The following is an 18,920-nucleotide window of genomic DNA, read 5'->3' on the forward strand; positions in this document are numbered from 1 at the left end:
CAACCGACATTGAATGGGTCGCGGCCGAGGCGACCGTTCCGTCAATTCGATCCCGCGCGGCGAAACTTTTCCTCCGGCGGCTCCGTAAGGACGCGCGCTGCCCCATTCATCGGGGCTCGGAAGGAAACGCGATGCTTACCAAGAACACCGGCCGCACGGCCAAGGCGCTCGCCCTGACCCTCGCCCTCGGCCTCGGCGCCAGCGGGGCGGCCTATGCCAAGAACCCGATGGTCGGCGGCGCGCCGATGTACGCCCAGAAGACCATCGTCGAGAACGCGGTCAATTCGAAGGATCACACCACGCTGGTCGCCGCCGTGAAGGCCGCCGGCCTGGTCGACACGCTGAACGGTCCGGGCCCGTTCACGGTGTTCGCCCCCACCAATGCCGCCTTCGCCAAGCTGCCGCCGGGCACGGTGGAGAGCCTCGTGCAGCCGCAGAACAAGGCGGCCCTCACCAAGATCCTGACCTACCACGTGGTCCCGGGCGTCTACACCGCCAAGGACCTGATGGCGCTTGCCATGAAGGGTGGCGGCCAGGGGCAGATCAACACCGTCGAGGGTGAGCCCCTGGGCATCACGGTCCAGGGCAAGAAGGTCTACGTGACCGACGTGAAGGGCAACACGGCCACCGTGACCATCCCGAACGTGATGCAGTCGAACGGCGTCATCCACGTCGTCAACGCCGTGCTGATGCCCTGATCGACCCACGTGGCGCGGCGCCCGCAGCCTTGAGTGCGCTGCGGGCGCCGTTTCGTTTCGAACCCCGTCCGGTGAGGCGCCGTGGGCGCGTCATTCCGCGAGCAGGGTGCCGGTATAGACCACCGGTCCCGTGGGCTGGCCGGTCGGCGACCCGCCGGTGGGCTCCACCGAGACCGCGATCACCCCGTCCGGGGCGGTTCCCGCCGGCAGCCGCACCTGGCTCTGCCCGGCGCCGACGAGGCCGAGCGGCCTCGGCCCCTGTGCGCCGACATACCAGAGTTCCAGGCTGCGATCCGCGGGCGTCGCGGCGTTGACCGGTCTCACCTGCGCCAGGCCGGTGCGCGTGTCCACGCGCACGATGAGCGCCGGCAGCGTGCCGCCCCCTTGGACCACGGCGATGTAGCGTCCGTCGGACGGCTCGAACGTCGGTCCGACGGCCAGGAACAGGGCGAGCCCGGCGGCCAGCAGCCCGGCGCCCCCGGCGGCGATCCGCCAGCGCCGGAGCTGCGCCCGGAGGGCCAGGATCTGCGGCAGCGCCGCCCGCTCCGACGCCGGCAGCGCCCGCAGCAATGCGGCGCGCACACGCGGCGGCGGCGCCTCAGCAGGGACCAGGGTGGTCAGCGGGTCCAGGCGCCGTTCCCAGGCCCGGATCCGCGCCGCCGCGGCCGGATCCCGGGCCGCCTCGCGCTCCACGACGTCACGCTCCGGGGCGTCGAGCGTCCCGAGGACGTACTCCGCCGCGCGCAGGTCGGGCGCGTGAGGATCGGGATCGTCGGGGTCCGGGGCGCCCGTTCCGGTCACGACACGGTCTCCAGGCAGGCCTTCAAGGCGGCGAGCGCGCGATGCAGCCAGGTCTTGATCGTGTTGACGGGGCGGTCGAACTGCCGGGCCAGCTCCTCGCGCGAGCGGCCTTCGCAATAGGCCAGCAGCACGCAATCCCGGTGCAGCGGCTCGAGCCGGCCGAGGCAGGCCGCGAGGGCCTCGCGGTCCTGGAACGCGCCGGCCGCGTCATGCGGATCGATCAGCCGCGCCACCCAATCCTCACCGCTTTCCAGTTCCGGCCCCTGCACCTCGCGCTTCCGACGCACGCTGTCGATCGCGCGATGACGCGCGATGGTGACAAGCCAGGGCAGCGGGGGCCCGGCCTCCGGCCGATAGGCGCCCGCTGCCTGCCAGATCCGCATGTAGACGTCCTGAAGCACGTCCTCGGCCAAGCCTCGGTCGAGTTGGATACGCAGGATCAGCCCGTAAAGTTTCGGGCTCGTGAGATCGTACAGTTCGGCGAGCCGGTCCGCCTCGCCGCGGGCGATCCCCGCAAGCAGCCGGCGCAGCATGGCGTCGTCGGCCAAGATGGCTCCCCGCGAACTCCGGGGCGCCTCCCATCGACGCCCACCCGGATGCAGCTTTAGCCCAAGCTTCGTGACCGTGACGATACCCTGTGCGTGCGGGCGAGGGCGGCGGCGGCGAAAGGCGTCGGTGCGGCTCGGTCCGTCGAGGCCCCGTTCTCCGCGGCACGCCGCAGCGGATCCAGCGACGTGGGGATTGCGGGGCGTCCCGCGGGCCATTCCAGACCGGTTGCGGTATAGCGTTTGCTCCAGCGGTGCGGGGGAGTGGCTTGGAGATGGCCGAGATGCGGGACGCGGTGCGGCAGACGATCGACGCCCCCCGTCCGCGGCGCTCCCGTTACCGCCGCTCGATCCTGCGCCTGCGTTCGGCCTCGCTGGAGGCCTACCCGCTGTGGCGGGGGCGGCTGCTGTTCCTCGTGGGCGGCATCTGCGTGGGCCTCGCCGCCGTGCTGATGGCCAAGGGCGCCGACCTCGCCCAGGACGGCTTCCGTCGGCTCGTCGCGCCCTCGCCGCTGATCGCCCTGGTGCTGACGCCGGCGGGCTTCGCCCTGGCGGCGCTCCTGGCGCGCACGGTGTTCCCGAACTCGCAAGGGTCCGGCATCCCGCAGGTGATCGCCGCCCGGCACGCCCGGGACGCGCGCTTCCGCTACGCCTTGATCTCCCCCCGGGTCGCCTTCGGCAAGGTGATCGTCCTGTTCCTCGGGCTCCTGTGCGGGGCCTCGGCCGGCCGCGAGGGGCCGACCGTGCAGGTCGGCGCAGCGATCATGGCGGCCTTCGGCCGCCTGACGCCGGACCGCCTGCCGGGCCTCCTGCTCGCCGGTGGCGCGGCCGGCGTCGCGGCGGCCTTCAACACCCCGCTCGCCGGCATCGTGTTCGGCATCGAGGAGCTGGGTCGGGCCTACGAGGCGCGCTCCTCGGGCCTGATCGTCGCCGGGATCGTGGCGGCGGGCCTGACCTCCCTGTGGCTCCTGGGCAATTACACCTATTTCGGCACCACCCAGGACGAGCTGCCCCTCGCGGCCAGCTGGATCGTGCCCCTGATTGCCCTCGCCGGGGGGCTGGCGGGCGGCCTGTTCAGCCGGGTGGTGATCCTGTTCGCCCGGGGCCTGCCGGGGCGGGCCGGCCGGCTGATCCGGACGCGGCCGGTGGTGTTCGCGGCCGCCTGCGGCCTGTGCGTCGCCCTCTGCGGCCTCGCCTCCGGGGGGACCGCCTACGGCACCGGCTACGAGGAGGCCCGGGCGATCCTTCACGGCGACACGGCGTCGGGCTGGAGCTACGCGCCGCTCAAATTCGCCGCCACCGTGCTCAGCTCGATCAGCGGCATCCCGGGGGGCCTGTTCGCGCCGTCCCTGGCCGTGGGGGCCGGCCTCGGCGGAACGGTCCACGGGCTCCTGCCGGACATGCCGGTGGGCGCCCTCGTGCTGATCGGCATGGTGGCCTACCTGACCGGGGTGCTCCAGGCGCCGATCACCAGTTTCGTCATCGTCACCGAGATGACCCAGAACCACGCGCTGGTGATCCCGCTGATGGTGGCGGCGCTGGTGGCAGATGCCGCCTCGAAGGCGGTCTGCCGGGGCGGCCTCTATCACACCCTGGCGGAGATCATGCTGGAGCGCGCCGACGTACCGGCCCAGCCGGTTGCCAAAACCGCATGACGTTCGACGGCCGCGCGGCTCCGGTTAAGAATATAAGCGGACCGGTGCGGAATCGGCGGAACGGTCTCGCTTGGCGTCGGTTGAGGCAGCGAAGCCGGCCCGCCTCCCGGGCCCACCCGGAGTGACGTCATGACCCTTCTGAAATGGGCCCTCATCTGCTTCGTAATCTCGCTGATCGCCGGCGGCCTCGGCTTCACCGGCATCGCCTCGGGCGCCGGCTCCCTGGCCCGGATCCTGTTCGGCCTGTTCCTGCTGATCGCCGTCGTGATCGTGGTCATCGCCTTCGCGGTCGGGCAGGCGGTGTTCTGAGGCCGGCCCGGTGCGCGGCAAGACCTGCCTCGTCACCGGGGCGACCAACGGAATCGGCTACCAGACCGCCCTCGGCCTCGCGCGCCTCGGCGCGCGGGTCGCCATCGTCGGGCGCGACGCCGGGAAGACGCGGGCCTGTGCCGAGCGGATCCGCGCCGCCGTGCCGGGTGCGGGGGTGGATCCGCATGTCGCCGACTTGTCCGCGCAGGGGGAGATCCGGCGCCTCGCCGGGACGCTGCGCGACGCCTATCCCCGCCTCGACGTGCTGGTGAACAACGCCGGCGCCATTTTCGACCACCGGACCCTCACGGTCGACGGCATCGAGCGGACCTGGGCGCTGGATCATCTGGGCTACGTGCTGCTGACGCTTGAACTGCTCGCGCCGCTGAAGGCCTCGGCGGCGGCCGGGGGTAAGCCGCGCATCGTCAACGTCGCTTCGGCGGCGCATTATCGCGGTCATATCGACGTCGACGATATCGAGGGCGCCCGGCGCTACGGCGCCATGCGGGCCTATGCCCAGGCCAAGCTCGGCAACGTGCTGTTCACCTATGCCCTGGCCCGACGGCTGCGGGCCGACGGGATCACCGTCAACGCCCTGCATCCGGGGGTGATCAACACCGGTTTCGCAAAGAACACCGGCGGCCTGTTCGGCACCGCCTGGTCGCTGATGCGGCCGTTCCTGACCACGCCCGAGAAGGGGGCCGAGACCTCGCTCTACGTAGCGAGCGACCCCGCGCTCGACGGGGTCACCGGCCGCTACTTCTCGCATTCCCGGCCGAAGACCTCGTCGGCCGAGAGTCGCGACGAGGCCGTTCAGGAACGGGTCTGGGCGCTGAGCCTCGCGCAGGTGGGGCGGAGCGTCTGACCGGGTCTCATACCGAACCGCAATGAACGCCGCTCAGTGCGGTTCGCCCGCGCCATGGCGCGGCGGCGGCCGCTCGGGTCTGTTTCATCGATACGGCGAATACCCGATGTCTTCATCGCTGGGATCGGCACGAAACCATCGTGCGCTTCCCTGAGCCTGTTTGACTGGATCCTCCGATCCTCACCCCCAACCTGAGGAGAGCGCGAAGCCGGCCTCGAAGGAGGGCCCCTTCGCGGCGTCCGCTGCGCTCCGGCACCCCAGGAGGAGGAGACGACGGGGAGACACGCCAGCCGAAACCAGCGCTCGACCGCCATCGCGCCGTCGAACTGGCTCTTAGAAGGTCGAGCGAAAGTACGCGATCGTCCGCTCCAGGCCCTCGCGGAGCTGCACGGTGGGTTCCCAATCCAGATGGGTTTTCGCCTTTTCGATATTGGGTCGCCGCTGCCGGGGATCGTCAGGCGGGAGCGGGCGATGCGCGATCGTCGAGCGCGAGCCGGTCAGCTCGATCACCAAATGGGCCAGTTCGCGGATCGTGAACTCGTTCGGGTTGCCGATGTTAATCGGTCCGGTGATCTCGGGCCCGCTGGCCATCAGGCGAACAAATCCCTCGATCAGGTCGCTCACGTAACAGAACGAACGCGTCTGCTCACCGTCGCCATAGAGCGTGATTTCGTCCCCGCGGAGCGCCTGCATGATCAAGTTCGACACGACACGGCCGTCGTTCGGGTGCATGCGCGGGCCGTAGGTGTTGAAGATGCGTACGATCTTGATCGGCAGATTATGTTGACGATGATAGTCGAAGAATAATGTTTCCGCGCAGCGCTTGCCCTCGTCGTAGCACGATCGGAAGCCGATCGGATTGACGTGGCCGAAGTATTCTTCGACTTGCGGATGCACTTCCGGGTCGCCGTAGACCTCCGACGTCGATGCCTGGAACACCTTGATACGCAGGCGCTTGGCCAGGCCGAGCATGTTGATCGCGCCGATGACGCTCGTTTTCGTCGTCTGAACCGGATCGAACTGGTAATGCACCGGCGAAGCGGGGCAAGCGAGATTGTAGATCTCGTCGATCTCGACATAGAGCGGAAACGTCACGTCGTGACGCATGATTTCGAAGCGCGGATTGCTCAACAGATGGGCGATATTGCGCCGTGTGCCGGTGTAGAAATTATCGACACACAGAACTTCATGCCCGTCGGCGAGCAACCGCTCGCACAGGTGTGAGCCGAGAAAGCCGGCCCCCCCGGTTACGAGGATCTTCTTCGTATCATCGTAGCGCAATCTCGAGCCCTCCTGACACCCTACGCTCCGCGCCCGTCCGGGTGCGGCCGTCAACATTCGGTATCCTCACGCGCCGATGGCCGGACCGTCCCCTTGCCGCCCGATGCTGGTGTAGGAAAACCCGTGACGCCGGGCCATCTCCGGTTCGTAGATATTGCGCAGATCGATCAAGACCGGCGCCGCCATGATGGCGCGCAACCGGGCGAGGTCGAGGGCCCGGAACGCGTTCCACTCGGTCACGATCACCACCGCGTCGGCACCCTCCGCGCACGCATAGGCATCGTCCGCGAAGTCGACGCCCGGCATCAGCGGGCGTGCCTGCTCCATCCCCTCGGGATCGTAGGCGCGCACATGGCAGGCCGCGTCGAGCAGGCCGGTCGCGATCGCCAGGGACGGTGCCTCGCGCATGTCGTCGGTGTCCGGCTTGAAGGTGAGGCCGAGCAGGGCCACCGTCTTGCCCCTCACCGACCCGCCGCAGGCGCGGATGACCTTGCGCGCCATCGCCCGCTTGCGGCTGTCGTTGACCGCCACGACGGTCTCGACGATCCGCAACGGCACCCCGTTGTCCTGTGCGGTTTTCACGAGCGCCAGGGTATCCTTCGGGAAACAGGATCCCCCGTAGCCCGGACCCGCGTGGAGGAACTTCGATCCGATCCGGCCGTCCAGGCCGATCCCGCGCGCCACGGCCTGCACGTCCGCACCGACGGACTCGCACAGTTCTGCGATCTCGTTGATGAAGGTGATCTTGGTCGCCAGGAACGCGTTCGCGGCGTATTTCGTGAGCTCGGCCGTCCGCCGGCCCGTCACCAGGATCGGTGCCGCATTGAGGTACAAGGGCCGATAGATCTCGCGCATCACAGCCTCGGCGCGCTCATCGCCCACGCCGATGACGATCCGATCGGGCCGCTTGAAGTCGGAAATCGCAGCGCCTTCGCGCAGGAACTCGGGGTTCGAGACGACCGAGAAATCCGCCTCGGGGGCGATCTCGCGCACGATCCGCTCGACCACGTCGCCCTCGCCCACCGGAACGGTCGACTTGGTCACGATGACCGTGAATCCCGTCAGGGACCTGGCGATTTCCTGAGCGGCCTCGCGGACATAGGTCATATCGGCGAAGCCGTCCCCGCGGCGCGACGGCGTGCCGACCGCGATGAAGACCGCCTCGGCCTGCGCGACCGCCGGGCCGAGTTCCGTCACGAATGACAGCCGCCCCTGGCTCACGTTTTCCGCCACGAGATCGCTCAGGCCCGGCTCGTAGATCGGCATCCGGCCGTCATTCAATGCTGCAATCTTTGCTGGATCCTTGTCGACGCAGACGACCGAATGGCCGAAGTCTGCCAAACAGACCCCGGTTACCAGCCCGACATATCCTGATCCGATAACCGCTAAACGCATACGTCCCTCCTCGGGCATCTCTCTGCAGGCATGTATAATCGGATCTATGCCGCCATCGCTAGACTGTAATTTAATAAATAGTTAACATTATTAATAACACCAACATCCGCCCACTCAATAATCGTGTCCTCCATCGTCGCAGCCAGTGTAGCTCCGTCCATTCGTCGCCGTGCGACCATTGCCAGAAGATGAGGCGTCGGCGATATCATAGCATTCTATTTCCAGCCGCGGTGCTGGTCCAAAAATTTCCACCTCAAAGATGCGTCGAGTTATATTATTTAAACAATCGTCTCTTTTTCTTGTTCAGTCCGCTTTTGCCTCGTGTGGGCATTGTCCCACATGTAAGGCTCGATAATACTTTTGTATCGCGTCTGTAGAATATATTTCGCCTTTTTCATCCCGCTCAGGGGCTGTGTTTTATGATTGGTGTTCGGGAATGATTTCGCGAAATCGGTATATACCTGAAAGTATGCCTCTCCCCAAGGGGTGAAAGGGCCATGCCACGGCCGGGGGTTCGAGCAGAAATGCAGCAGATGAGCCGGAATCTCTCGGAAATGACTATAGTTCATGAGAAATGTCGGAAAATTCCATTTTAGAGACATCCTGTTTTTGTTGCCGGCTAAAATAATATTTAAAGCATCCTGATCAAAGAACGTGAAATCGTACTTCTTGCGATCAATCAATTTTTTAATGTCTGACCGTAGATCGCTTATAAGACTTCTATTAAGCTTGATGACGCCGGAATTGAAGTATCGCTCATGGTCCGCTTCATCAAGTCCGAGCGCGCTGAAATAGCGCTTTATTCTTTTTCCCATCCGCGTGTTGTCGTTGACGACCATGGTCATGGCATCGCGCGCCGCGATGAAGTCGTACTGCGCCAGGGATGGATCGAACAGGTCCCCGAGAGAACTGGTGACCTGCGTATCCCCATCTACATAAACAAGTTTTTTGTACTGAGTGGGCAGCGCTTTATCTAGGAACAGCCGTGCGTAGGCGAGCGACATGCCCTCGAGTTCAGCTTGTGGCAGCTGAATAAATTCTATCCCCTGCGCCTTGGCGATGCTGGAGGCTAACCGCGTGTTGTCGTTGGAATCATCAAAACATACGATAACGACATCGGCGCTGCTCTGTGGCGTCTTGTTTCTAACTTGCACAGCGCTCAAAGTTGCTGGAAACAAGTAGTTCGAGTCGACCGCATAGCAAATGCAATTTTCCTGCATCACCACCTCGGCTGTCTGGCATGATAGACGGTTTATAAAACTTAGCAGAAAGCATTCGTCGATGCGAATAAATTTTTTGCGGATTTTTGCTTATACTACTTACGAGCGTTAGTGCGAGGTGCCGCGAGTGATTAATTATAATGTCTCGATCTTTGCGGAACGAGGGAAAAAAATCTTAATAATGGTTGCGGGTACAGCTTGGGTCTGTAACGAAAAAAGCTGCGCGATATAGTAATTTTGCTAATATGGCAGATGTTATACACAGCCTTTCGATCGAATTTGTCCCGTAAAATTCGGAATGTAATTTCTAGTCCAGGTTTTGTCTGAGATCGCTCGAATGAACCGTCTCATCGAATGACCCGGTCGACCCGTCCCGGACTGCGCCGATTGAGCGGATCAGCGCAGACCGGAGGACCGAGCGAACGCGCGGGATAGCCACCGGATGCGGAGCGGATGGTGCAAACGCTGCACCGGATCACGGTACACATGGCGCACGGCGACGGCATCACCGGCGCTCTCAGGAAGGCGGACGTCGCCTACCAGGGTCTAAGCCGCCCGTACAGGGGGTGGCGGTTCGCAGGTCGAGCGGAGCGGGGAGGCGAACCCAGCAGCGTGGGGAAGCGGGGCTTTCTCGTCGGGAGCGGCCGGTCAGGCCGCAGCCCGAACGACGTGGTCGCCCTGCTGCTGAATCTCGATGAACACGCGGGTGACGTCTGGGCTGCGCTGCTTCAGCGCCCGGTCGAGGCGGGTCACGAGGCTCTCGACCTCGCCCGCGCTCAGGTCGTCGGCCATGTCGATGCTGAGATTGACCAGGATGTCGGAGGGGCCGAGATGCTGGGTGAGCACCTCGTTGACGTGGAGCACCCCCGGCTCGGCGCGGGCCAGTTCGGAGATCGCCGCGATGATCGCGGGGTCGGCCGCCTCGCCGATCAGGAGGCCGTGGGTCTCGATCATCAGGAACAGGGCCATGCCGACGAGGACGAGACCGATCCCGACCGAGGCCCAGCCGTCGAGGCTCGGCATCTCCAGGACATGGCTCAGGGTGATGCCGGCGAGCGCGATCAGCAGTCCGATCAGCGCGGCGGTATCCTCGGCCAGCACCGTGAACAGGGTCGGATCCTTGCTGCGCCGGATCGCCCGCACCGCCGAATGGTCGCCCTTCTCGGACCAGAACTGGCGCATCGCCACGAAGAAGGAGGTGCCCTCGGCGGCGATGGCGAAGCCCAGAATCGCGACGTTCACCCAGATCCCGGGTAGGCGGAAGCCGAACAGTTCGGCGTCCGCGTCCGGCGCGGGATGGCGGATCCGCTCGATGCCCTCGTAGACCGCGAAGACACCGCCGCCGAGGAAGATCATCAGCGCGACCACGAAGGCGTAGAAGTAGATCTCGCGCCCGTAGCCGAACGGGTGGCGGTCATCGGCCGGCTTCTCCGAGCGCTTCATGCCCACGAGCAGCAGCACTTGGTTCGCCGTATCGACCAGCGAATGCACCCCCTCGGCCAGCATCGCGGTCGAGCCGGTCAGCGCCCCGCCGACGAACTTGGCCGCCGCGATGGCGAGGTTCGCCCCCGCCGCCGCGTAGATCGCACCCGTACTCTCGTGCGCCATCCGAAAAACCCCTTGACCCGATCCGCGCGGGCGAGCCCCGCCTGCCGGAACCCGGGGCGCCGCGATGCTTCGATTGCGGCGATGCAAGCGTTCCGGCCCGCAGCCGGTTCCCATGTGGACGCGGCCAGCCGGCCCGTGCAACCTGCGCCCGCCCAAGGAAGCCCGGAGGCAGCATGGTCGACGCCCGCTACGACCCCGACAACATCTTCGCCAAGATCCTGCGCGGGGAGATCCCCTGCCACCGTGTCTACGAGGACGCGCAGACGCTGGCCTTCATGGATGTGATGCCCCAGGGCGAGGGCCACACCCTGGTGATCCCGAAGGCCCCGGCCCGCGGCCTGCTCGATGCCGAGCCCGAGGCGCTCGCGGCCCTGATGGCCAGCGTCCAGCGGGTCGCCCGGGCGGTGAAGGCGGCGTTCCAGGCGGACGGGCTGACGGTCTTTCAGTTCAACGAGCCGGCCGGCGGCCAGACCGTGTTCCACCTGCACGTCCACGTCATCCCGCGGCGCGAGGGTGTCCCGCTGACGCGCCACGAGGGCGGCATGGCCGACAACGCGGTCCTGGCCGCGCACGCCGCACGCATCCGCGCGGCCCTCGATTCGGACGGGTGACGCGGAGGAGTGACGCTCAGGCCGCGCTCGCCGAATCGCCCGGCTGCGCCATGCTGGCGAGCAGCCGCCGCAGGGCGGCGTTCTCGGTCTCCAACTCGCCCACGCGCCGCAGCAGCATGGTCACGGAGGCCTCGGTCGCGGCGATCTCGGATGCCTTCGTCGGGGCGGCCCGGGCGGGCTCCTCGAAGGTGACGCCGATCCCGTCCTCCCGCCGCCAGCGCAGGGTCGCGCGGAAGGTCCGGTCCTTCTGCGGGATGTACAGGTCGAACGCCTCGGGCAACGTCGTGGCGTCGCTCATGATGAGACGGGCGCCGGACGAGGACATGTCGCGCACCAGGCAGTCGAAGCTCGACGACCCGTTGTTGAAGACGATGCGGCCCTTGAGGAACACCCTCTGGCGCGTCTCTCTGCGATGCTCCGACATGCGGGCGGCTCCGGAACGCTGACGATGCCGCGAACTCTGCACGCCACCTCTTAAAGAACCTTCGTCCGGATACCGGACTCGCGGCCGATTTCGCGAACGGAGATCGATAGAGAGGCGCGTGCAGGGACATGATGGCTCGGAACTGGCCGCCGGCTCAGCGGCACGCCCTGACCCTTCTGCGGGCTACCGGATGCACACGTCTCAGGCTGACACCAACATCTTGAAAGCAGAGCGCTTTTCCCCTCCCCCTTGCGGGGAGGGGGCAGGGGTGGGGGTGGCTCAGGATCCGGCGCTGCGGTGCCTTCTGTGCCACCCCCATCTCCAACCCCTCCCCGCACGGGCTAAAGGCGACACAGGTTCAAGGCACGCGGCTCATGACGCAGCGCGACAGGCCCCCCTCTCCCGGACGGGAGAGGGGACCCACGCCCCGCCGATCTGACCGGCGAACTCGCTGAGAGCTCAAACCTGTGTCGCCCGTAGCCGCAAGGGAAAGGAGAGAACGTGTCGGCCAGCGATATGTGAATTCGGCAGCCCACAGCGGGGGAGGGGGAGAAGCGGAACTGCCGATGCGCGAACTGAGATCGGTGACCCCGCTAGCCCAAGCCCGCGGCGGGGGGCTCCCTCAGGCGACGAAGCGCCGGTCCACCGTCTGGAACAGGTAGAAGCCGTTGAAGCGCACCGCCGTGTCGGCGGCCCGGTCGTCGAAGTCGAGGGGTTGTCGGCTGCCATCGCAGAGCTTGCCGCCGTATGTCCATCGGCCGGCGCCGATGAAGGGCGGAACGGTGCTCGCCTCGGGCACCGCGCAGCAGAGGCTTGCCTCGCCCTTGAGCTGGAACAGGTTGTAGCTTCGCATCCGAAGTCCTCCGCCTGACCGCCCTCGACGCCGAACATTGGCAGCACGGAACCCTGCGCTGCCAAGAAACGGCTTGACCGTGTTTATAATAGCACAATCGGTCGAGTTTGTGACGGTCAAGTTTCGGGGACGTTTCGGTCCAGCTCCGCGATCCAGATCCGCGCCGACCCGTCCGAGGGCGCGCGCCAATCGCCCCGGGGCGACAGGGAGCCGCCGGCGGAGACCTTCGGGCCGTTCGGCAGGGCCGAGCGCTTGAATTGGCTGAAGCCGAAATAGCGGGTCAGGAACACCCCGAGCCAGCGGCGGATCTCCGGAAGATCGTAGGCCACCCGCTTGGCCTCGGGGAAGTCCGGCGCCCAGGAGCCCCGCGCCCGGTCGCCCCAGGCGTGGAGTGCCAGGAAGGCGATCTTCGAGGGCCGGAACCCGTAGCGGAGCGTGTAGAACAGGTTGAAGTCCTGCAGCGCGTAGGGGCCGATCGTCGCCTCCGTGCTCTGCGGGGTGTCGTCCGGGTCCACCGGCACCAGCTCGGGGGAGATCTCGGTGTCGAGGACCGCCTGGAGGGTGCGTGCCTCCTCGGGGCCGACCTCGCCGGTGCCGATCACCCAGCGGATCAGGTGCTGGATCAGGGTCTTGGGCACGCCGGCATTGACCGCGTAATGGCTCATCTGGTCGCCGACCCCGTAGGTGCACCAGCCGAGCGCCAATTCCGAGAGGTCGCCGGTGCCAACCACCAGTCCGCCCGCGTGGTTGGCGAGGCGGAACAGATAATCGGTGCGCAGGCCCGCCTGAACGTTCTCGAAGGTCACGTCGTAGACCGCCTCGCCCCTGGCGAATGGATGGCCCATGTCGGCGAGCATCTGCCGGGCCGCCGGGCGGATGTCGATCTCGGCGGCCGTACAGCCCAGGGCCGTCATGAGCGCGTGGGCGTTGGCCTTGGTGGCGTTCGAGGTGGCGAAGCCCGGCAGCGTGTAGGCCAGGATGTCCGACCGCGGGTAGCCGAGCCGGTCGAAGGCCTTGGCGATGACGATCAGCGCATGGGTCGAATCGAGGCCGCCCGAGACGCCGATCACGGCCTTGCGGGTGCCGGTGGCCTCTAGGCGCTGGGCCAGGCCCGCCACCTGGATGTTGTAGGCCTCGTAGCAATCCTGCGCGAGGCGCGTCGGGTCGGCGGGGACGAACGGGAAGCGCTCGATCCGTCGCATCAGCCCCAGATCGGCCTCCGGCGGGTCGAGCCGGAAGGGCACGCGGCGATAGGCGAGGGCGTGGCGCCGCGCGTCGTCGTCGAAGCTGCCGGCCTGGAGGCGCTCCTGGGCGATCAGGTCGAGGTCGATATCGGCGAGCGTCGCCACCGGGCCCTCGGGGAAGCGCTGGCCCTCGGCGAGGCGCGCACCGAGCTCGTCGATGCTGGTCTGGCCGTCCCAGGACAGGTCGGTGGTCGATTCGCCGAGGCCCGCGGCGGCGTAGACATAGGCGCAGGCGCCGCGCATGGAGGCGCCCCGCGACAGGAGCGCCCGGGACTCGGCCCGGCCGACCGTGATCGGGCTGCCGGACAGGTTCGCCAGCACGGTGGCCCCGGCGAGGGCCGCGCGCATGCCTGGCGGTTCCGGGACCCACAGGTCCTCACAGATCTCGACCCCGACCACGAGGCCCGGCAGATCCTCGGCCGGGAACAGCAGGTCGGTGCCGAAGGGCGCCGCGTGATCCGCGACCCGGATGGTCTCGCCCACGAGGCCGATGCCGGCGGCGAAGTGGCGCTTCTCGTAAAATTCCCGGTAGTTCGGCAGGAAGGATTTGGGCACGACGCCGAGCAGGCGGCCGCCCTGGATGGCCAGGGCGCAGTTGTAGACGCGGTGGCGCCAGCGCAGGGGCGCGCCGACCAGGAGCAGCGGCCGCAGGGATGCCGATTCGGCGATCACCCGGGCGGCGGCCTCCTCGACCGCGTCCAGCAGGGTCTGCTGGAGCAGCAGATCCTCGATCGCGTAGGCGGAGAGGCCGAGTTCGGTGAAGACCGCGAGCGCTGCACCGGAATCATGACAGGTCTGCGCCAGGGCGAGGATGGCGTCGGCGTTGCGCCCGGGCTCGGCCGGATGACTGCGTCCGGTACAGGCCGCGACCCGGGCGAAGCCGTGGCGATAGAGGGAGCGGAAGCGGGCCGGTCCATCGGCCCGGGGATCGGCGCGCGGCGGGGAGGGGGGCTGAGGCACGGGCACCGGTCCGGGGGAGGGGACTCTCCAACCTATATGGGGCTCGACCATGGGGCTGGATACATCAGAGACAACCGAGACGCCGTGGATGCCCGCCATGGCCTCCTCAGTCCACAGGATCGGCTCTCCGCGTTCCAACCACGCTCCCTGTCCTGGAGCGGCTGAATTTGACCGTCACGGTCGCCTCCGACGCGGCCCAGGTGAGCTGCCGCCCGGTCCTGCGGATGGCGCCGGTCGATGCGGGCGCGGCCCCGTCGTCGTGGACCCGCCTGTCGGGCCGTCCGACGCGGCCGGCGCGCGCTGTGATGGACGGTGCCGGCGCTTCCGCGCGTCCGAGAATGCCGCCTTGAAGCCCTTCCGGCTCTCGAAGACGGGAACGGACCGCTCGGGTGCGCGATCGCCAGCCGCGGCGCGGTGCCGAGCCGCGATGAACGCCGCGCCGATCCCCTGGGCCGAGCCGCCGATCCGAATGAGGGGACCCTTGTTCATGGCGATCCTCGGCCAAGCAGGCGGAGCTCGCTGAGGAAGTCCGCGACCAGCGGCTCGACCGTGGTGACGATGGAGTCCGGTTGCAGATCGCCGCGATGGATGTGGTCGCCCGGTCCCGCCCCGTGGTCGGAGGCGAGACCGCGCGCGCCGGCGCATCCGGAGAACAGCGAGAGTTTGGGGCCCTGCGCCGATCTGCGCACCGGCGTCGGCACCACCACGATGTTTTGTCGGCGGAACCCGCAGGCGCTTCAATGCGTGCCCGCATGGTTTCCGGCGGATGGCCCCGCGGCAAGCCTCCATTAACGACGAATGGCCTAACTCAGGACAGCCGCCGCGCATCGGCGGATCCCTGTTTCGAGTATCGTTCGAGAACCCATGCGCGCATCGGGACGGCCTCCGTACTCCCATCGTGACCCCGCCCGCCCGGTGCGTGGCGGCGACCGCTCGGGCCTCTCCCTGGGAGCCCTGGCGCACCGGCTGATGGCGCTCCGCGTGAGCCTCACCCGCCGCCTGTCCGGCGCGTCCGCCGGGCTGCCCGCGCGGCCGGCCTACGGCGTCCCCGGACGCCGGGAGCCGAGCTGGCTGACCGCGCCGGCCGCCCTGGTCGGGCGCGAGATGCCGGAGCGCGCTGCGCGCCCGCGCAGCGCCGCGCCGCCCGAGCAGCTCTGGCCGGCCGAGGTCTTCGACGACCGGGCGAGCCTCGACGCGCTGGAGCCGCTGGCCGTCGAGAGCCGGATCGACCGCAGTGCCTCCTCGCCGGGCGTGCTGGTGCGCCAGCCGCGCCGCCCCGCCGCCATCGCGCCCGACGATGCGCGGGACGGCGCGCCGGTGGCCGCAGCCGCTCCCGCCGCGTCGCCCTCGGCCGTGCGCTACACCCGGACCCCCGATTCGGTGCTGCAGGAGCGCCGTCAGCGCGCCCTGGAGGCCGAGCGCGTCGCCCTGGAGCGGGCCCGCGCAGAAGCGCAGGCGGCGGCCCTCGCCCTGGAGACCGAGCGCGCGGAGCGCGAGCGGGCGGAGCGCGCCGGGATCGCCGTCGCGGAGCCCGAGCCCGCCGCCGACGAGGCCGTCCCGGCCGCCGATGCCCCGGACGCGGAGGCGGTGCCCCTGTGGCGTCAGCCCTTCGTCGCCCCGCCGGGCGTCCGCTTCTTCCGCACGCCGGACCGCCGCCCGGTCCGGCCCGCGGTCGAACTGTCCGCGTCGACGGCCGTGATCGCCCCGGTGGCGGTCGCAGCCGTCGTCCAGGATGTGGTCGACGCGTTGGTCCTGGAGGCGGCGCAAGAGATGATCGCCGCGCCCGTCGAGATTCCGGCCCGCGACTGGTCGGACCTGCCGGACTGGTCCGAGGTCCAGCCCTGGTTCGACGGCGGCGACTGGTCGTCCGTGGAGGCCTGGACGGCGCTGGAGGCCGAGGCCACGGAGGCCGCGCCGGCACCCGAGACCGCCCCCGACACGCCCGCCGTCCCCATGCCCGCCGTCCCCATGCTCCCGGACGTCACGCACCTGTGCGCGCTGCCCCCGCGGCCGGTCTACGTCCTCGACCGGCTCGTGCGGTTCGACCAGCCGCCGCGTCCCGCCGACGGGCAGGATAACGGAGCGGCGTCCGAGGGCGGCCAGCGGACCGACGCGGCCGCGGCGATCCGCAGCGCCTTCCTGCCGACCGCCGAAGCCCTGCCGGCGCCCGCCGGCCTGGCGCTGGTCTTCGGTCCCGGCAGCGCCGCGACCGTGGCTTCCGCCGAACCCGCGTCCGAGGCGCCGCGCCGCGCCCCGGTCCTCAGCGCCATGGCGGCCCGGGCGGCGATCCGCGCGGCCGGCCAGCCGAGCCCTGTCCCGCCGGCACCTCCGGTCCAGCCCGAGCCCGACATGGCCCCGATGGCAGTCGTACCGGTGGCGGAGCGCGCCGAGATCGAGCGGGTGGTGATCCCGATGATCCCGCGCCCGGTCCTGCTCCGGGGCAAGCTGGCGCCCCAGGCGGAGCCTGAGCCGGTCCCGTCCGAGGACACGGTCGAGGCCGCTCCGGCGGTCGAGCCGGCCGAGGCGGTCGCCGCCGTGCCGGCCCCCGCACCGGTGACACTCCCCCTGGTCGCGCCCCGGGCGCACCTGATCCCGGCCGGCCGCCATCTCGAGATCGCGCCGATCGAGAACGCCGATTACGAGCTGCCCTCCCTCGAACTCCTGGCCCTGCCGGCCCCCGGCGGCAGCGAGGAGGTCGATGCCGACGTGCTGGAGCAGAACGCCCTCAACCTGCAGCAGACGGTCCAGGATTTCGGCGTGCGCGGCGACATCCTGGCGGTGCGGCCAGGCCCGGTCGTGACCCTCTACGAGCTCGAGCCCGCCCCCGGCACCAAGTCCAGCCGCGTGATCGGCCTGTCGGACGACATCGCCCGGTCGATGTCGGCGGTCTCGGCCCGCGTCGCCGTGGTGCCCGGCCGGAACGTCATCGGCATCGAACTGCCGAACGACACCCGCGAGACGGTCTATCTCCGGGAGCTGCTCTCGTCGGCCGACTTTGCCGAGAGCAAGCACAAGCTGGCCCTGTGCCTCGGCAAGAACATCGGCGGCGAGCCGATCATCGCCGACCTCGCGCGCATGCCCCACCTGCTGGTCGCCGGCACCACCGGCTCGGGCAAGTCGGTGGCGATCAACACCATGATCCTCAGCCTGCTCTACCGGCTGAAGCCCGAGGAGTGCCGGCTGATCATGGTCGATCCGAAGATGCTGGAGCTGTCGGTCTACGACGGCATCCCGCACCTGCTCTCCCCCGTGGTCATCGACCCGAAGAAGGCGGTGATCGCCCTCAAATGGGCCGTGCGCGAGATGGAGGAGCGCTACAAGAAAATGGCCAAGATCGCGGTGCGCAACATCGACGGCTACAACGCCCGCATGAAGGAAGCCCGGGAGAAGGGCGAGACCATTACCCGCACGGTCCAGACCGGCTTCGACCGGCATACCGGCGAGGCGGTGTTCGTCGAGGAGGCGATGGACCTGACGCCGCTGCCCTACATCGTGATCGTGGTCGACGAGATGGCCGACCTGATGATGGTGGCCGGCAAGGACATCGAGGGGGCGATCCAGCGGCTCGCCCAGATGGCCCGGGCGGCCGGCATCCACCTGATCATGGCGACACAGCGCCCGTCGGTGGACGTGATCACCGGCACGATCAAGGCGAACTTCCCGACCCGGATCAGCTTCCAGGTGACCAGCAAGATCGACTCGCGCACGATCCTGGGCGAGATGGGCGCCGAGCAGCTGCTCGGTCAGGGCGACATGCTGTTCATGGCCGGGGGCGGACGCACGACCCGGGTGCACGGGCCGTTCTGCTCGGACAGCGAGGTCGAGACCGTGGTCGCCCATCTCAAGCGCCAGGGCCGCCCCAGCTACCTCGACGCCGTCACGGCGGACGACGCTGCCGAGGAGCCTGCCAAGGAGGGCGGCCGGTCCGGCCGGGGTTCGAAGGCCGCGGCCGACAAGGCCGAGCGGTCCGACGAGCCCGAGGAGGAGGCCCCCGTCTTCGATATCGGCGCCTTCGCGGCGGCGACCGGCGGCGAATCCGACGACCTCTACAAGCAGGCGATCGAGGTCGTGCTGCGCGACCAGAAGGCGTCGACGAGCTACATCCAGCGCCGCCTGCAGATCGGCTACAACCGTGCCGCCTCGATCATGGAGCGGATGGAGATCGAGGGGATCGTCGGCCCGGCCAACCACGCCGGCAAGCGCGAGATCCTGGTCGCCGGCGCAGCCCACCAGTCGAGCGGCATGGGCAGCGGGATGTACGACGACGAGTGAGGCCCTCCGCCCGGGCCGTTCCCTCCGGGGGGGGCGGCCCGGGCGTCGCATCTTCGCCACAGGGCGGGGTTCTAACGGCCGCCGCGAACCCGTCCCGTCCTCGCCCCGCTCGCGAGGACGGCGTGCCGCAACGTCCGCGGCGGCCTGCCGACGTCATGGTCCGCCCTCATTTGGCCGCC

16 protein-coding genes are annotated in these 18,920 nt (G+C 68.4%); 6 read left to right on the plus strand and 10 right to left on the minus strand.

Going from position 1 to position 18,920, the window contains the following annotated elements; genetic code table 11:
* Nucleotides 1-131: 131 nt before the first annotated feature.
* Nucleotides 132-698 (plus strand): fasciclin domain-containing protein, encoded by a 567-nt coding sequence (locus AC3IF3_RS14490; RefSeq protein WP_243965174.1) that lies wholly within the window; start codon nucleotides 132-134, stop codon nucleotides 696-698.
* Between the two features lie 90 nt (nucleotides 699-788).
* Here the strand turns inward: AC3IF3_RS14490 and AC3IF3_RS14495 are convergent, their stop codons facing one another.
* Nucleotides 789-1,499, minus strand: coding sequence for an anti-sigma factor (locus AC3IF3_RS14495; protein WP_489229324.1), 711 nt, complete (start codon nucleotides 1,497-1,499; stop codon nucleotides 789-791).
* Nucleotides 1,496-2,047 carry an RNA polymerase sigma factor gene (locus tag AC3IF3_RS14500; protein WP_489229325.1) on the minus strand — a complete coding sequence of 184 codons (552 nt, stop codon included), beginning with the start codon at nucleotides 2,045-2,047 and terminating at the stop codon, nucleotides 1,496-1,498. Before AC3IF3_RS14500 ends, AC3IF3_RS14495 begins: the two co-directional genes overlap by 4 nt.
* A gap of 272 nt (nucleotides 2,048-2,319) precedes the next feature.
* Here AC3IF3_RS14500 and AC3IF3_RS14505 point away from each other — a divergent pair, with 272 nt between their 5' ends.
* The 3 genes from AC3IF3_RS14505 (at nucleotide 2,320) to AC3IF3_RS14515 (ending at nucleotide 4,873) form a co-directional block, all read left to right on the plus strand.
* On the plus strand, nucleotides 2,320-3,699 hold the full coding sequence (locus tag AC3IF3_RS14505; RefSeq protein WP_489229326.1) for a chloride channel protein: 1,380 nt from the start codon (nucleotides 2,320-2,322) through the stop codon (nucleotides 3,697-3,699).
* Nucleotides 3,700-3,828: 129 nt separating this feature from the next.
* Nucleotides 3,829-4,008, plus strand: a complete 180-nt coding sequence (locus AC3IF3_RS14510; protein WP_243965167.1) for a DUF1328 domain-containing protein — start codon at nucleotides 3,829-3,831, stop codon at nucleotides 4,006-4,008.
* A gap of 10 nt (nucleotides 4,009-4,018) precedes the next feature.
* Nucleotides 4,019-4,873, plus strand: a complete 855-nt coding sequence (locus AC3IF3_RS14515; RefSeq protein ID WP_489229327.1) for an SDR family oxidoreductase — start codon at nucleotides 4,019-4,021, stop codon at nucleotides 4,871-4,873.
* A 333-nt stretch (nucleotides 4,874-5,206) separates the two neighbouring features.
* Here AC3IF3_RS14515 and AC3IF3_RS14520 read toward each other — a convergent pair whose 3' ends face one another.
* The 4 genes from AC3IF3_RS14520 to AC3IF3_RS14535 all read right to left on the minus strand — a co-directional run bounded on the left by AC3IF3_RS14520 (nucleotide 5,207) and on the right by AC3IF3_RS14535 (nucleotide 10,377).
* A complete protein-coding gene (locus tag AC3IF3_RS14520) occupies nucleotides 5,207-6,154 on the minus strand; it encodes a UDP-glucuronic acid decarboxylase family protein (RefSeq protein ID WP_243965165.1) in 948 nt (315 codons plus the stop codon).
* A 66-nt stretch (nucleotides 6,155-6,220) separates the two neighbouring features.
* Complete coding sequence (locus AC3IF3_RS14525) at nucleotides 6,221-7,549, minus strand: UDP-glucose dehydrogenase family protein (protein ID WP_243965163.1); 1,329 nt, start codon at nucleotides 7,547-7,549, stop codon at nucleotides 6,221-6,223.
* 278 nt (nucleotides 7,550-7,827) lie between these two features.
* Entirely contained in the window at nucleotides 7,828-8,769 is a 942-nt protein-coding gene (locus tag AC3IF3_RS14530) for a glycosyltransferase family 8 protein (RefSeq protein WP_243965185.1), read from the minus strand.
* 648 nt (nucleotides 8,770-9,417) lie between these two features.
* Entirely contained in the window at nucleotides 9,418-10,377 is a 960-nt protein-coding gene (locus tag AC3IF3_RS14535; protein ID WP_489229328.1) for a cation diffusion facilitator family transporter, read from the minus strand.
* Between the two features lie 173 nt (nucleotides 10,378-10,550).
* Between AC3IF3_RS14535 and AC3IF3_RS14540 the strand changes: the two genes are divergently transcribed.
* On the plus strand, nucleotides 10,551-10,988 hold the full coding sequence (locus AC3IF3_RS14540) for an HIT family protein (RefSeq protein WP_243965160.1): 438 nt from the start codon (nucleotides 10,551-10,553) through the stop codon (nucleotides 10,986-10,988).
* 16 nt (nucleotides 10,989-11,004) lie between these two features.
* On the opposite strand, the gene AC3IF3_RS14545 is transcribed toward AC3IF3_RS14540, so the two are convergent.
* The 4 genes from AC3IF3_RS14545 to AC3IF3_RS14560 form a co-directional block, all read right to left on the minus strand.
* Nucleotides 11,005-11,412 carry a PilZ domain-containing protein gene (locus tag AC3IF3_RS14545; protein WP_243965159.1) on the minus strand — a complete coding sequence of 136 codons (408 nt, stop codon included), beginning with the start codon at nucleotides 11,410-11,412 and terminating at the stop codon, nucleotides 11,005-11,007.
* 622 nt (nucleotides 11,413-12,034) lie between these two features.
* On the minus strand, nucleotides 12,035-12,265 hold the full coding sequence (locus tag AC3IF3_RS14550) for a hypothetical protein (RefSeq protein WP_243970273.1): 231 nt from the start codon (nucleotides 12,263-12,265) through the stop codon (nucleotides 12,035-12,037).
* Nucleotides 12,266-12,381: 116 nt separating this feature from the next.
* On the minus strand, nucleotides 12,382-14,520 hold the full coding sequence (locus AC3IF3_RS14555) for an NAD(+) synthase (RefSeq protein WP_489229329.1): 2,139 nt from the start codon (nucleotides 14,518-14,520) through the stop codon (nucleotides 12,382-12,384).
* A gap of 434 nt (nucleotides 14,521-14,954) precedes the next feature.
* Nucleotides 14,955-15,176: a hypothetical protein gene (locus tag AC3IF3_RS14560; RefSeq protein WP_489229330.1), complete on the minus strand. Its 222-nt coding sequence runs from the start codon at nucleotides 15,174-15,176 to the stop codon at nucleotides 14,955-14,957.
* A 157-nt stretch (nucleotides 15,177-15,333) separates the two neighbouring features.
* Here AC3IF3_RS14560 and AC3IF3_RS14565 point away from each other — a divergent pair, with 157 nt between their 5' ends.
* Nucleotides 15,334-18,741: a DNA translocase FtsK gene (locus tag AC3IF3_RS14565; protein WP_489229331.1), complete on the plus strand. Its 3,408-nt coding sequence runs from the start codon at nucleotides 15,334-15,336 to the stop codon at nucleotides 18,739-18,741.
* Nucleotides 18,742-18,920: the final 179 nt, after the last annotated feature.

The organism is Methylobacterium sp. J-118 (assembly GCF_057836565.1).